Genomic DNA, 15,462 nt, shown 5'->3' on the forward strand with positions numbered 1-15,462 from the left:
TTCCGCGCGGCCTGTCTCCGGCTTTACACCGAAGAACAAGAGTAACGAATCTGGCTTCTCTTCAAGCTGATCTCACTCAGCTATGCCTTCACTAACGGTATTTTTTATCGTTGGCTTCCGCGCCTGCCAGAATATCCTCCTCCTGTTCAGTAAACGGTGCAAGGAGCGGCTTTGCGCTCCACTGTTGGGGTTACCGATCCCCGGCTCGCGGCGTAAACGCCTTAGCCGGGCTACCAGGCAGCACGATTTTGTAGCCCGGTAAACCGGACCTGTCGCCAGACGGGGCTAGGCGCCGCCGCCGGGAAGCTCGCCAGCCGCCGCGCGGCGTTTGCCGACGCTACAGGCTGCGGCAAAGGCGATAACCACCATCACCGCCACGCAGCCGAGGGTCCATTCCCCCATCTGCGAGAAGAAATGCTGATAGGCGGCAATCGCCGTATCGCTGATTTGCGATTCGGTGGTCTGCTGGGCGACCACGCCGGCCAGCCAGTTGGCCACCGCGCCGGTGGCCAGCATATAAATACCGGTCAATACCCCGGTGACGCCGGGCATGTTCAGGCGGGTGATTTGCGCCATCGCGACCGGGTCGATAAACAGTTCGGCAAAGCCCATCATCGCCAGTCCAGCGACCATCATGCCCATCGAGGCCTGACCCTCAGCGGCGCCGTGGCGGGCGTTGAGCGCCAGCAGCATAAAGCCGCCGCCCATCAGCAGCAGGCCAAAAGCGAATTTCAACCAGACGCGCAGCACCGAACGCGCGCTGCCTTCCGGGCGCATCAGCCACGCCAGCGCCACGCCGGCCGCCATCACCGCCACCGCGTTAACCGACTGGAACAGCGCCGTCGGCACGTCCCAGTTCAGCAGGCGGCGGTTAACAAAGTGATCGATAAACAGGCTAATCGAGCTTCCCCCCTGCTGCGCCAGCACCCAGAACAGCGTCCCGGCAAGCATCAGCAGGACGATCTGCCACAGCGCGCGACGATGCTCCGGGGCTTTGATCATGATCCGCGCCACCATCTGGGCGGCGAACAGGCAGACGACCGCCAGCAGATAGCCGGACCAGTTGTTTTGCAGCAGCAGCGTGAAGAACACCGGCGCCAGGCAGAGCATCACCAGCAGCCAGCCCCAGGTCGGCAGCGCGAATTTCACCGCCCGCAGCGCCGGTTTATCGACGCCGCGGGTATGCCGGAAGTGGCGGCTGCCGCTTAAGAAAATCATCAGGCCGATGAACATCCCGATCCCCGCCAGGGCGAAGCCGATATGCCAGCCGTACCACTGAGCCGCCAGCCCGCAGGCGATGGGCGCGGCGATGGAGCCGACGTTGCCGGCGGCGTACAGCAGCGAGAAGCCGCCGTCGCGACGCGGATCGTCGTGGGCGTAAAGTTCGCCAAGCAGGCAGCTGATATTGGATTTGAACAGGCCGTAGCCGCAGATAATGATCGCCAGCGCGACGTACAGGCTCCATGCGGAGGTCGACTCAACGCCCAGCACCACGTGGCCGAGGGTCATCAACAGCGCCCCGGCAATCACCGCCGTGCGGTTGCCGAGCAGGCGGTCGGCAAGCCAGCCGCCAAGAATAGGGGTAACGTAAACCAGAGAGGCGTAAGCGCTGAACAGGCTGATGGCGTGGCTGTCGTCGAAGCCAAGCTGGTGGGTGAGGTAGAGGATGAGTAAGGCGCGCATGCCGTAAAAGCTGAAGTACTCCCAGATCTGGATCGCAACGATGTAGTAAATCGCGCGCGGCTGTGAGGGTGTTTTCATGTGTTCTCCTTGCAGCGTGAAAAAGGGAAGTGGCAAGCCACTTCCCTGATGTGCGTCTATTACTTGTTATTCTCTTCTTTCAGCACTTTAACGGTGTAACGACCATCCGCCTGACGATAGGCGCCGTGGATATCGGTTTCGAAGCCCGGATAGTGGGCGCCGATTTCGCACAGCATCTGCAGGAACTCCAGCACCGGACGGCTCTCTTCGGTGATCATTTCACCCGGCATCACCAGCGGCACTCCCGGAGGATACGGCAGGATCATGTTGGCGTTGACGCGGCCGACCATCTCTTCGAGGTACACTTCTTCCGTCTGACCGTGCAGCTCTTTCTGGAACGCGGCATACGGGGTCATCACCATGGATGGCAGCACTTCAAACGCGCGGAACATCAGGTCCGGCAGGTTGTGATGCTCAACCAGTTTGTGAATATTCTGCGCCAGGTCCTGAATACGCATGTTTTCATAGAATTCAGGATCTTCACGGTACAGCGACGGCAACATGTTTTTCACCCGCAGGTTCAGGTCGAACGCGCGTTTGAAGTCGGTCAGCGCACGCAGCAGGCTCAGCGCTTTGGTTTTGTCGATACCGATGCTGAACAGGAACAGCAGGTTGTACGGACCGGTTTTCTCCACCACGATGCCGTGTTCGTCGAGATACTTCGCCACGATGCTGGCCGGAATACCGAACTCATCCATGGTGCCGTCTTTCTTCATCCCCGGGGTCAGCAGAGTGACTTTGATCGGGTCGAGATACATGTGCTCGTTGTCGATGTTTTTGAAACCGTGCCATGCGCTGTCGGAGCGCAGCGGCCAGCATTCAGGACCGTCGATATGTTCCGGCTGCCATACGTCGAAGAACCAGCCTTCAGACTCGCCTTTCAGACGTTTGATCTCTTTACGGAACTTGATGGAACGTTCGATAGAGCCGTCGATCAGGCGCTTACCGGCGTTGCCTTTCATCATCGCCGCCGCGGTTTCGGTGGACGCCACGATCCCGTAGTGCGGGGAGGTGGTGGTGTGCATCATGTAGGCTTCGTTAAAGGTCTCTTCGTTAACATCGCCTTTCACGTGGATCATCGATGCCTGAGAGAACGCCGCCAACAGTTTGTGCGTGGACTGGGTTTCGTAAATCACTTTCCCTTCGACGCGGCCGCCGCTCATCCCGCATTTGCCTTCATAGATCGGCGAGAAATTGGTGTAAGGCACCCATGCGGAGTCAAAGTGGATGGATTTCACATCCAGGGTTTTCTTGATGAAGTCAGTGTTGTACAGCAGACCATCGTAAGTCGAGTTGGTGATAACGGCGTGTACCGGCCAGGTCGCGTTCGGCGTCTCTTTCACACGCTTGGCGATAGTCGCGTGCTGGAATTCGCTCTGCGGGATACCGCCGAGGATGCCGTAGGCGTTACGGGTCGGACGGAAGTAGATCGGCGTAATGTCGCTCATCATCATCAGATGGGTCAGCGATTTGTGGCAGTTACGGTCAATCAGCACGGTGCTGCCGGCCGGCGCGGAGTACATACCGACGATTTTGTTGGCGGTCGAGGTGCCGTTGGTCACCATGTAGCTGCGTTCGGCGTTAAATACGCGAGCGATATACTCTTCCGCTTCTTTGTGCGGGCCGCTGTGGTCCAGCAGGGAACCGAGTTCAGAAACTGAAATCGAGATATCGGATTTCATGGTGTTGGAGCCAAAGAAATCGTAGAAGATGCTGCCTACCGGGCTTTTCTGGAAGGCGGTACCGCCCATGTGGCCCGGGGTACAGAAGGTGTATTTGCCTTCACGCACATATTTGAACAGCGCTTTGGTCAGCGGCGGCAGAATGGTGTCGATGTATTCGTCAGTGTTCTGTTTGATTTTGTTCGCGATATCTTCCGCAGCGCCCAGCGCATATTCGAAGAAGCGAACCTGCATGCGCAGATCGTTCAGGCTAACGTCCAGCGTGGAGTAGGTGTTAGCGAACGCATACAGCGGCATGTACTCGTTCATTTTGCTGATTTCTTCGCACAGCTCGAGATTGTATTTATCCCAGTCGAAGATCACGCCGCACAGACGAGAGTTGTTTTCGATCAGTTTTAATAAGTCGTCACGGTCGTTCGGGTAGACAATGCGGAAGTCCAGGCGTTCGAGAGCACGATGCAGTTCACGGATGGGTTCTTCTTTGAAGTAAACCCCCATGTGATTCATGATTGCAATAACGTTCATAGTCAAATCTCCAGATGTAGAAAGCCCCTCCCGTCGCGCTATGACAGGTGATGGAAGGAGCCTCAGGAAAAAGGGTTACTGATTAGTGCGCGTTAGCGGGGCTGTTGCTATCCGATGCGTTGCTCTGGCGCTGGTGCATTTTGCGACCGTAGAACATCAGGATAATCAGGCTAACGATAAAGGTGCCGGCCAGTTCGAAGGAGCTTGCGCCCATCAGCGCGATGAAGCAGAACACGCAACCCAGTACCGAACAAATCAGGCTGACGAAGTTACGGATGTTGATGCCTTCGAAACGAATCAGGTCAACACAGGAGTAGAAGTAAGGCAGCATGGTCAGCAGTACCGCGATACCGGTCAGTTCGCCGAACAGGTCAGAGGCTTTACCACCGGCGGAGTTCATCAGGGTAATCAGCACCATCAGCGCGGTCATTTTCACCGCGGCCAGCAGCAGGCCTTTTTTCGGGATACCGTTGCTATCGACTTCGCCATACACTTTCGGGAAGTTACCGTCGTTAGCGGCACGTACACCGGCCTGGCCAACCAGCATCATCCACGAGCCCAGAGACGTCAGGCAGGCGAAGGCGGTGAAAGCGGATACCATCGGCGCAGCCCAGCCGCCGAGGATGGTGGAGGCGCTAATCGCGAACGGCGCACCGGACGCTGCCATCTGAGAAGCAGGATACATACCGGCGATAACCTGAGTCGCGGCGATGTAGACGATACCGGCCATCGCGGTACCCAGCATGGTGGCCAGCGGCACGGTACGTTTCGGGTTTTTCACCATCCCGGTACTCACGGCGGCGGATTCTACGCCAACGAAGGCCCACAGGCAGAGCAGGATACTTTTGATGACCGCGTGGCTATCGGTGGTGCTGGAGGTGTTCCAGTTCGCCTGATAGGTAGCGACATCAAACCAGTGCCAGCCGACGACCGCGGTCATGACTACCGGAATAAGCACCAGCACCAGACCAATGGTGGTCAGACGGCTGACCCAGGTCCCGCCGAGCATATTAACGAAAGTAAAGATCCACACGATGGCAATACAGGCAATCCCTGCTGGCACCGGGTTATTTAAAATAGGGAAGAACGTAGACAGATAAGAAACTGCGGTAATCCCGATAGCCAGGTTACCAATCCAGTTTGCATGATAATAAAGTACACCGGTCTGGAAACCGAATGCCGGAGATATTTCCCCTGCGTAAGCAATTGGACCACCCTGCTGCGGGTTTTTAGTGGCCAGTCGGGCATAAACATAAGCCAGAGACATCGCACCAATAATTGAAATTACCCAGCCCCAAATGGCAATACCACCGATGCTGGCCAGGTTCGCAGGTAATAATGCAATACCGCTCCCCATCATATTACCGGCGACGACACCGGTACAGGCAAATAGCCCGATCTTCTTGGCAGAACTCATGGTTGTTTTTCTCCTAAGTTTATTTGGGAGGTACAGATCATGATACAGAACCATTAATTGACCCGACCAACTGCCAACAAGATTACTGATTTGTACGAGATAAGTCCTAAAGATAAAGTGAAATAACAACAAACATCAGACAAATGATATTTTGACCTTTTTCGCTTAACATATAAACATGGCAACAGGGTGTCAGAAAAAGATAAACATTGTTGTTTTACATGAACTTAGATGAGATGTGATGTGTTACTTAACTGTTATTCAAAGCCTCCTGAATGCTAAATATAAATAACAACAGGAGGCTTCATGAGAAACATAAATTTAACCTCACCATGCCAAAAACCTTTCACATGATGAGGGTTTACTTATTCTGAAGAGAGGAAATTATCGAGATACGGAACAACCCGGTTGACCGACGTCTGGAAAACTCCGTTTTCAATCCAGTACAATGTGTCTCCACCGGGTCGTAAATTAAACGCCGTAATGTAAGAATCCGCTGCCAGCCGGTTCTCACCTTTCATCTCATAGACTTTGCCTAACAGCACATAATTCAGCCACGACATCTCTAAATCGATCGCGTGGTTAATCGCTGTGTTCGCTTCGTCAACTTTTCCCTTCCCCAGCAAATCCACTGCGTTTATTTGATAATAAATCGCCATATCTTTTATACCCGGCATCTCCCCTACCCGCTCAACTTCGCTGTAAAGGGCTGCCAGCTGTTTATCATCCAGCGGCTGTTGCGAATGGCGTAATACATCCACCAACGTTTTTTCTGCATACGCGTAAATAAAATCAGGCGCCCGCTTAATCACATCATCCAGCAGGCTGCTGGCCTTGCTTAATGAGTCAACATCGCCCTTCATTAACAGCTGATGCGACTGGTAGAAATAGGTTAACGCCACGCTTTGCGAGGGCTGATATTGCCTGAGCATCGCCTGCATTCGCGCCGGCCACGGCTGCGCCAGCGCGTCCGACAGACTGTTCATCAGATCGTTCTGGATGGTGAGCTGGTTGTCATTGGTCACAAAGTAGCGCTTATCGAGCATCGTCGAGCTGTCGGCGTTATCCACCAGCTGGACCGACATAAAGCATTGCTGCGCCCGGTAGTGGCGCTGATTGACGAATTCAATGGTCAGCGTTTTACCGGAACTGCTCGGCTCATTGATGTTGTAGTCTGTTTTGTCATGCACCATAAAGGTCGAGAAGGTGTTCAGCGAGGTGGTGATCAGGCTGGCCAGGCCGACCGCGTAGGAGTGCTGCGAAGACCAGTTGGTGCAGGAGTTACCATTGACCAGGTGGATATCGATATCGCGCGGGTTGAGTAGCAGGCGCGCCTTGTTGACCGGCGGCCGCGATTCCATGCTCGACAGCGCCACCAGCGCCACGCAGGTGCCCAGCGCCAGCAGAAACAGCCCCCACACCAGGGCGGTGGTGAGCCGTTTACGCACTGACGGCGCGCTGGCACCTGTCGGCGCGGGAGCTGGCGCGGCGGGATCGGCGGTGGAGACGGGCGCGTCCGGCGGCGCACCGGCAGCCGGCGGCGCGGGAGCGGCGACCGATGGCGAAGGCGTCAGCGCCTCCATCTGCGGGGCGAGTTCCTCCCCCTCTTCGGTGCACCAGATCACCGGCACCGTGAGCTTATACCCCCGTTTGGGTACCGTCGCGATGTACTCAAGGCTAACGTCGTCGCCGTCTTTGAGCGACTTGCGCAGTTCGGAAATACTCTGCGTGACGACGTGGCTGGTCACAACGTTCCGGGTCCAGACGTTTTCGATAAGCTCGTCCCGGCTAAGCACTTCCCCCGGATGGCGAGCAAAAAAGACCAGAAGGTCGATTAAACGCGGTTCAAGGGTAAGCTGGCGCCCCTTCCTGCTGATTTGGTTTACAGAGGGGGTTACCAGCCATTCACCGACGCGAACAACAGGTTGTAGCATACAAGAAAGCCCCAGACAAAAAGGGAAAGGCGCGATGATAACACATTTGTCCTACCTATTTTTGCCAGGGGTCACTCCCTCAGGCATTAGGCTGGAATTCGCCTTTTAGCGACAATAAAAAGCAATATTTCATTAACATCGTGATCATCAAAACTATATATAGCGATAAAAATGCGTTTTCGCTGTCGCTTAGCCGGTGGAACGCGGGCGGCGGAAAAAAAATAAGCCCGGAGGCGTAACGCGCTCCAGGCTCAGTCAGTGGCGTGCCGTTACGGCAGCGGCACAATCGATTATTTATACACTTCCGCTGTGGCTTCAAAGTTAGGGCCATGCTCACGCGCAGCAGTAATCACGTAGTACTTTCCGCCTTTCTCATCGGCCAGCTTAGAGAGCTGATCGTGCAGATCGGAGGGCGAAGAGAACTCACCGCCGGACGGCCCCACCGAGATCGGTCCGACCTTGGTCAGTTTGAAGTGTTTCACTTCTTCTTTGGTGATCAACTGCGCGGCGGAGGCGCCAAATGCAACGGCTGAAAGGGCTAACGCGACTATCACTTTTTTCATCCTAAAATCTCCTTGGAATAGGCCTTCAGTCAGGCCCTTTCAGTATAGACGGCGATTTACTAAGCGTGCTACCGATGCGCTGATTTTTCGGCCGCAGCGTTTAGTAACGCGGCGGTACCCCTTCCGGGCGGGTCTTAAAACGCCGGTGCAGCCACATATATTGCTCGGGCGCCATCAGGATGCACTGTTCGATAATCTGGTTCATCCACGCCGCCGTCACCTCGGCGCTTGCCAGCGGCGGCGTGCGCTCCGGCGTCAGGGAGATCAACTCATATCCCCTACCGTTGGGCTTGCGTCGGGGAACAAACGGCACAATCGTCGCCCCGGACATTTTCGCCAGCATCCAGGTGCCGGTGGTGGTCGCCGCCTGCTCGACGGCAAACAGCGGTGCAAAAACGCTGCTGGCCGGGCCGTAATCATGATCCGGCGCGTACCAGAGGATCTCCCCCTCTTTCAGCGCCCTGACCATCCCTTTCAGATTTTTTCGATCCAGCATGGTCTTGTTCGAGCGCAAGCGTCCCCAGGTCTGCAGCCAGTCAATCAGCGGGTTATCATTGGGCCGGTAGACGCCGATGCCCGGGGTAAACATGCCATACATCCGCGCCCCCATCTCGAGGGTGAGAAAATGAATGCCGATCAGTAAGATGCCCTGCTTTTGTTCGAGGAGGTCGACCACCTCGTTCACGCCGCTGGTCTCGGTCCAGCGCGCCACCCGGTGCGTCGGCCAGAACCAGGCCATGCCGGTCTCCATCAGCCCCATGCCCAGCGATTCAAAGTTTTTCACCAGCAGCGCCTCACGCTCGGCGACGCTCATCGCGGGAAAACAGAGTTCCAGATTACGTCTGGCAATCCGCGCGCGACTTTTCATCACCCGCATTGCCAGCCGCCCGAGCGCCGTGCCCAGTCGGTAGATCACCGGATACGGTAATTGCACCAGCAGCCATAACAAGCCAATTCCCAGCCATAATAGCCAGTAACGCGGGTGCAATAGCGCGCGGGAAAATTTGGGTAAATTTGACATAGTAATCCTGTTAATTCACTCAATAATAGCTGAGCAAAAATCGCGAAATAAAGTAGCGGATCCTGCAGGTTATATTTTTCCAATTCGTGCGGTAATACTCAGTCACAAAGCGCGTTATTATAAGCCGATTCCATGATAATTTCAGCCCTTGCGCTGGGGTTACTCTCGTATTAGACACTTAGCGTAAAATTTCCTGATTTGTGCATAAATAAATAAACCTAACCTCTACGACGCGGCCGATTGCCGATAAAATCGCCAGTGTCTTATCCTCAGCCTCTCGCCCAAAGCCTTTTTTACTCACGCTTTATTATGGCGATAGCCAACGCAAACAGGCCGTTTCGCCCGGTCTAACATGGTCAGCATGCGGTTATTTGTGACTCGGGCAAAGGTTAAGCATCACCAATGCGGATCCTTTTCCCAGATATGCTACGTTTACAGCGCTCGTTCGACGCAAGTGCCTTTGCCGACGTCGTCGCTTTCAGAAGCCATAGTGAGAAGGAACTATGACAATGAATTATCAATTAGTGAAGCAAGTCAGAGAAAATAACACATTAAGAAAAAGCTTCATTGACCTTGCCGTTAAGACTTTCGACCTGTCTTTTGAAGAGTGGTATCAACAAGGTTACTGGACTGACGCCTATATCCCCTACGCCTTTGTCGAACGTAATAAAATTATCGCTAACGCCTCGGCCAACATCATCGATCTGCGCTGGCAGGGCGAACCCCGGCGTTATATTCAGATTGGCACCGTGATGACCGAACCGGACCACCGTAATAAGGGACTAGCCGGTCAGCTTATCCATCACATCCTGCAGGACTGGCAGCAGGAGGCAGACGCCTTCTTTTTATTTGCCAATCCCACCACGGTGGATTTTTACCCCAAATTTGGTTTCACCCGCAGCGAAGAGCATCAATATATTATGCCGGTCTCTCCGCGCGCCGGTGATTTTCGCAAACTGGATATGGACCGCGCGGACGATGTCGCCCTGCTCCGCCATTACTATGAAAAATCCAACCCGTTCTCACCGCTGCGGGTGGAGCACAACTTTGGCCTGCTGATGTTTTACTGCTCCGCCTTTATGAAGCATTTCGTTTACTATTCGGCAAAAAATGAGGCGGTGGTTATCGCCATGCAAAACGGCCCGGTGTTGATCTGCTTTGACCTGTTCTGTGACACGGGCAAAAGCCTGTCGACGCTGGTCAACGAGCTGGCCGAAGACCATGTTTACCAGGCCATCCTCGGTTTTACCCCCCATGAAGACCGGCTCGGCGAGTACGAGAAGATTGAGGGAGAAGATATCCTCTTTGTCTATGACCACAAGGAAAACCTGTTTAAAGACAGGAAGTTGATGTTTCCTTTACTGGCGCATGCCTGACGGCGCCGCGCCGTCAGGCCGATCAGTTATAGGTCACCACGAAGGTCGCGCTGGCGTTCGCCTCGCCCGCTGTCACCAATGGTTGGGTCTGGATATAACGGGCCTGATAGGCAAAACGGTAATTCGTCTGGCTACCCTTGCTTCCGGCCCAGATCTGGCTCACCTGGTTTAGCGGCACCAGCGCGCCGCCGGCGGTGAGGATCTGCACGCCAAGCCCGGATGCGCCTTCAGGTTGGTCATCGATTTTAATCACCTCGTTGGCTGCCATGGCGCTGTCCGCCGTCGCGTTAAACTGCATAAACACGCTGCCGACATTTTCACACTCCGTCAGGTTGATGTTAAAGGGGATCGGGGCGGTAGTGCTGTTGAGTCCGGTAAACGCCGTTTTATTATGCCGCCCGAGAAAGACGTAAATATTTTTACTGTCGTCTGTAATCTTGCAGGTGGGCGATTTGATATGGATACAGAGCCCGCTGACGCTAAAACGCATCGCCTGCACGCCGCCCAGAAAAATATCGCCGAGGTAATCGTTAAGACAATACTCGCCTGGTGGCGGCAGGCCGCCGTTGTCGGCAATACGCCAGAAATAGATGGTCGGTTTTTTATTTTCCGCCTGAAATGCGCGCTGGCCGGAAAATACCGGCGCGGAAGGCCAGGCCGTGAACAGGGGATCGAAATTAATGCCATCCTGTTCCCCCATCTGAAAGCTGTAGCCGATGCCCGGCAGGCGGTCGATGCTATAGATATCCCCCGGCTTGCCGTTTCCCGCCGGGCCGACCCGGGAGCCGCCAATGCTCTGAAACCCGCCGGACTCACTGCCGCTGCAGGCGATCTCCCAGCGCTCATTATTGGTGATTATCATTCCGCCGTAACTGTACAGCAGGGAGCCGACGGGGCGATTGCTGACGTCAAGGTTGATACTGGCCTGGCTGACGTTGACCGAATACTCGATAGTTTTACCACTCACCATCTGGCACGCCGCCGACGGCGAGGCGCAATAGCCCCAGGCCAGTAAGAGGGCTCCCCCTGATGCGATGATTTTTTTCATATTATTTCTCCTTTAATCCCGGACGGCAGACCTGGTGCGACGTACCGCTGCTATCCTGCTGCGCCGCCTCGCCGTGGATGGCATAGTCCAACCGGCAGCGCTGCCCGCTGCGTTCCCCCCAGACTACCGAGACGCTACCGCGGACCTGCGGCACCCGGGCATACAGCAGCCCGCCCTGACCGACAGCGCCAATCGCCCGGTCGCTGTCGTCTAATACTTCTGCGCCCAGTGGCGGCGCCGCGCCATCGGACAGCGTGACGTGGGCAAACCACGGGTAGCCGGTGCGCGTGACAAATTTTACCTTCACCGCAGCGCCCGAATCGGGCACCACCGTCGTGCTGCTGGAAACGATCTCCACATGGTCGTTCATGCCCTGCGGATCGAGATCGAGCCAGTTATCGGTAAAGGGATCGAGGTAAGGGATAATCGTGAAACCCTGGCGATTAATCGGCTGTCCGAGGCGGTTCGCCACCCTGGCCCCCGCCGCGCCGGGCGCTTCCACAATCGCAAAGGTCTCACCCAGCTCGGGGGTGGCGGTCATTCCGCCCTGATGCGCCACCAGGGCACCCGATGCCCCCAGCGAATACTGCTGCTGATGTCGACCCGCGCTGGCGCTGGCATTCAGGTACGCATAATCCGTCCGCAGATTGCCGTTGGCCCCCACGCTGGCTTCATGCGGGTTCTGCCGCGGCATGTCGTAGCTGGCTGTCAGGCCGTAGCTGAAGGCGTTTTTAGCGCCAGCGTTGCCGGTATAGCTGGACTGCAGCTGGCTGCCGTAGTTCTTATCGTGGTTAAAGCGGGTGGTCAGGCTGCCCGCCGGGCCGAACGTCAGCGAGAAAGAGGCCCCCACCACCTGATTATTGCGGTGATGAATATCCTGACTCTGCTGGGCGTACAGATAGTAATTGAGCCGACCATAACGATTGGCGTACCCCAGCTGATAGGAGCGCCAGCGGTGGTGGCGGACGTCCTCACTCCATATTCCGTTAAACGACAGACTGCCGCTACCTGCCTGCTGGGACAATGTCGCGCTGTAGCGCGTCATCTCCCGCCAGTCATTGGGATGACTGTCATGCTCCCAGGCGGCATCGCGAATGGATCGATAGTTGCCGTCGTTGCTGTGGCTCATCGACACCAGCATTCGCGTGTCAGAGGAGAAGGATTTTGATGCGGACACCCGCCAGCGATAGCCCTCCTGCCAGCCACGTTCCCTGCCCCTGGCCGCAGAACGAGAAAGATCGACCGCCAGCGCCCCCCAGTAAGTGTTGAAGGCGCTGCCGACCAGCGTCGAGTAATAATCCGTCGTCGCGTTGGCCCCGGTGTAGCCGCTGACATAATCATTGAAGCCGTACTGCACCGTTGCTTCGCCAAATCCCGGCCGCCCGGCGATCCCGTTCTCATCCAGATAGCCCAGCGACAGGTCATAATAGACGGCGCCGGCCCGCACCAGACCAGGTAGCACAGCGTAAGGCACGGTAAAGGTGTCCTGACTGCCGTCCGCCTCATGGATCGTCACCTGTAAATCGCCGCCGGCGTTGGTGGGATAGAGATCGTCGAAGGTGAACTTACCCGGCGGAACCGTTGCCTCGTACAACAGGGCACCGTTCTGGGTGACCGTCACGCGAGCATTAGTGCGCGCCACCCCGCTTATCGACGGCGCAAAGCCACGACGGGAGCCCGGCAGCATGCGGATATCGGTGGCCAGTCTGCCGCCGATAAAACTGACGCTGTCAAAGAAGGTCCCGTCGGTCCACCCCTGACCCAGCCGTAAGGTGGAAGCCCAGTTCACCAGACTTCTCTCTGCCCAGGTAGCGATGCTATCCCAATGCTTATCCCCGGCCTGAGCCTGGTAGCTGGACTGGTGATGTAACCGCCAGCCAAAGGCGCGCAGGCTGGCATCCAGGCCGAGGTAATGATGGCTGCTGCTATCCCCGTCGACGATGCTCTGATAGCTGTTGGCCTGATAGCGCAGCACCGCGGCGGGCACGCCGCTGTCTACCTTCTTCAAATTCACCGCCGCGCGATAAGGGGATTGCAGCAGCGCCTGGGGCATATTCACCCGCAGGACATTTTCTCCGCTGTCATACTCCCAGGCAATCGCCTTATCGATTTGCGCAAAGCGCAGGCAGGTGGCCGCCGCCGGCCATTGAGCGTCCTTAAGCTGCAGGGCGTCGAACAGCGAGGGCGAGATGCAGGGCTCGAGCTGGCCATCGTATTCCTGGATAACAAACGTCTCTTCCGCCATGTCCCGGCCATTAACCGAGAGGAGGCTGCGATACTGTCCGGGGTGCAGCGGATTACCGTATTGATATTTCTGGAGATCAACCGGCGCGGCGCCGTGCAAATGGGCACGGTTAAAACTAAACGCTTCTGCCGCCCATGCCTCTTGCCAGGGGAGGAGGAGCATTAACCCAAACTTGATCTCCCTGAGTTTCATAATAATGTCCTTACTGAGGATAATTATGATTCACTACCGCGCCGTAATCATTGATGGTGGTGAAGCTGAATCTCGCTGGCAGCATGTGCAGCGCGGCCCCTTTAGGCGTGATAACCAGCGAGGAAAAAGGGGCGACCATGCCAGCGGACTGTTTTTGTCCGTTAAGGGTGATGCTGTCGATGGTGATATAGCGCGATGAGGCATTACTCACCCGCAGACCACCGCCTGCGGGAGCCAGCGCCCAGCTCAGCGCTTTGTCAGGCGCTATTTTGTCCGCCGCCACGCCTGCCGGACGGTAAAACAGCTTGATGCGCGACCGTATCGCGAGTTGCAGATAATTGATTGCCGTGCCGTTTTTCGGCTCAGGCGGGATGTCCAGCAGATTGAACCAGAATAGCGATTCCCGATCCTGGGGCAGACGGCTGCCGTTGAACACCAGGCGCCAGCTTTGGCCTTTTCCCGGCTCAATGCGCACAATCGGCGGCAGCACAATAAACGGCGCCGAATCTTTTTCCGGTCGATTTTGCACGCGGCCATCGTCGACCCAGACCTGGGTCAGCGACGGCGTCTCCCCCACATTGGTGGCCCTGACCGCGATCTCTTTTTTGTCGCCGGGAAAAACGATCCGTGTGCCGTCAATAACCATGCTGGCGTCCGCCGAGGGTAAAATGCTGGAAAGCAGCCATGCCAGAACCATACGCCGCATATTCACCTCCTCCTTGCCGGGTGGATAAACGGCCCCTGACCGGGGCCGTGGACTGGGTTTACGGATAGACCACCGTAAAGTTGACGTAGGTCGCGACTTTTCCAGCCGTAGCGGCGTCGGTCGCATAGTAGCGGGCGTAGAAAGGCAGCGAAGCGGAACCATCCTGCTCAGCGACCGCCACCGGGATCACCGAAGGGCGGGCAACGGTGCCGTCCACAGCAATCGTCGGGCTCTCCGCGAGGTTAATCGCCGTAAACCGGGTGTTCAGCAGCTCCACATCGACATTTTCTGCTTCCGTGCCGTCAGACAGAGTGTTTTTTAGTCGCCCCTCCGTGGAAACGAATTGATCCTTCTCGAAGTACACCGAGACATCGGATCCCGGGGTACAGCTCATTAGATCGATGGTGAAGGGAACGACGCCCGCCGTCTCGCCCGCGCTGCTGAGCGCCGAACGCTGGACCGTCGGCAGAGTCACCGTCTTGTCTTTATTCACTACCGTACAGGTATTTTCGATAACTTCACCATTAAAGGTGACTTTGCCATCAGCAGCCTGCGCCGCTACCGGAGAAAGCATCATCATCGCGACGAAAGATGCCGTTCCTTTGCTATATTTTTTCATAATCACTCCTCATCACCACGCTTATGGCAGGATCGTTCAGGAAATACCCCTGGCGTACTTTTTACGTACAATTTATTAATACTCATCCCATTGGATTAGCCGGTTATCTTTTAACCCCTTCCTTGCACTGACATCCTACTCATTTCGTCATTTATTATTCAAACTCACCACCAGGACAGTTTCTTATTTTTATAGAATAGTCTTAAATCCATGCGAATAAATAAAAACAAAAAACACAAATAAAAACACAACAACCTGAAAAGTAAGAGTAATTTTTATTTTTTATTTCATTAAAAACATCTGAAAAATGCGATCTACCTATCTCACCCTGATTATCGCCGTTATCCTCCTGCACCCTCCCCCCTGGATTCAC

11 protein-coding genes are annotated in these 15,462 nt (G+C 55.7%); 1 reads left to right on the top strand and 10 read right to left on the bottom strand.

Translation table 11 applies throughout. The annotated features are described in order from the left end of the window. Positions 1-285 precede the first annotated feature (285 nt). The 6 genes from dtpD to L2I46_RS03300 form a co-directional block, all read right to left on the bottom strand. Positions 286-1,761: a dipeptide permease DtpD gene (gene dtpD / locus L2I46_RS03275; protein ID WP_065805894.1), complete on the bottom strand. Its 1,476-nt coding sequence runs from the start codon at positions 1,759-1,761 to the stop codon at positions 286-288. Positions 1,762-1,820: 59 nt separating this feature from the next. Beyond that, positions 1,821-3,968, bottom strand: a complete 2,148-nt coding sequence (gene cadA, locus L2I46_RS03280) for a lysine decarboxylase CadA (RefSeq protein ID WP_032454321.1) — start codon at positions 3,966-3,968, stop codon at positions 1,821-1,823. An 82-nt stretch (positions 3,969-4,050) separates the two neighbouring features. After that, positions 4,051-5,385 (bottom strand): cadaverine/lysine antiporter, encoded by a 1,335-nt coding sequence (gene cadB, locus L2I46_RS03285; protein WP_023288679.1) that lies wholly within the window; start codon positions 5,383-5,385, stop codon positions 4,051-4,053. Between the two features lie 365 nt (positions 5,386-5,750). Next, complete coding sequence (cadC, locus tag L2I46_RS03290) at positions 5,751-7,319, bottom strand: lysine decarboxylation/transport transcriptional activator CadC (RefSeq protein WP_065805892.1); 1,569 nt, start codon at positions 7,317-7,319, stop codon at positions 5,751-5,753. A gap of 290 nt (positions 7,320-7,609) precedes the next feature. Further along, positions 7,610-7,882 (bottom strand): DUF1471 domain-containing protein, encoded by a 273-nt coding sequence (locus L2I46_RS03295; protein ID WP_002892402.1) that lies wholly within the window; start codon positions 7,880-7,882, stop codon positions 7,610-7,612. Between the two features lie 100 nt (positions 7,883-7,982). Continuing rightward, on the bottom strand, positions 7,983-8,903 hold the full coding sequence (locus L2I46_RS03300; protein WP_023288677.1) for a Kdo(2)-lipid IV(A) acyltransferase: 921 nt from the start codon (positions 8,901-8,903) through the stop codon (positions 7,983-7,985). Between the two features lie 509 nt (positions 8,904-9,412). On the opposite strand from L2I46_RS03300, the gene L2I46_RS03305 reads away from it, so the two are divergent. Further along, positions 9,413-10,279, top strand: a complete 867-nt coding sequence (locus L2I46_RS03305) for a GNAT family N-acetyltransferase (RefSeq protein WP_102002051.1) — start codon at positions 9,413-9,415, stop codon at positions 10,277-10,279. Between the two features lie 22 nt (positions 10,280-10,301). On the opposite strand, the gene L2I46_RS03310 is transcribed toward L2I46_RS03305, so the two are convergent. Genes L2I46_RS03310 through L2I46_RS03325 form a run of 4 tightly spaced genes read right to left on the bottom strand, consistent with a single transcriptional unit; the run spans position 10,302 to position 15,089 of the window. Beyond that, positions 10,302-11,327, bottom strand: coding sequence for a fimbrial protein (locus L2I46_RS03310; protein WP_032454280.1), 1,026 nt, complete (start codon positions 11,325-11,327; stop codon positions 10,302-10,304). A gap of 1 nt (position 11,328) precedes the next feature. Beyond that, positions 11,329-13,764: a fimbria/pilus outer membrane usher protein gene (locus L2I46_RS03315; RefSeq protein ID WP_236947547.1), complete on the bottom strand. Its 2,436-nt coding sequence runs from the start codon at positions 13,762-13,764 to the stop codon at positions 11,329-11,331. 10 nt (positions 13,765-13,774) lie between these two features. Beyond that, positions 13,775-14,470, bottom strand: coding sequence for a fimbrial biogenesis chaperone (locus L2I46_RS03320; protein WP_032454278.1), 696 nt, complete (start codon positions 14,468-14,470; stop codon positions 13,775-13,777). 58 nt (positions 14,471-14,528) lie between these two features. Then, the gene (locus tag L2I46_RS03325; protein WP_065805891.1) at positions 14,529-15,089 is read right to left on the bottom strand and encodes a fimbrial protein; all 561 of its coding nucleotides are present in this window, start codon (positions 15,087-15,089) and stop codon (positions 14,529-14,531) included. Between the last annotated feature and the right edge of the window lie 373 nt (positions 15,090-15,462).

This window comes from Klebsiella sp. 2019SCSN059, assembly GCF_021739525.1.
GTDB lineage: Bacteria > Pseudomonadota > Gammaproteobacteria > Enterobacterales > Enterobacteriaceae > Klebsiella > Klebsiella quasipneumoniae.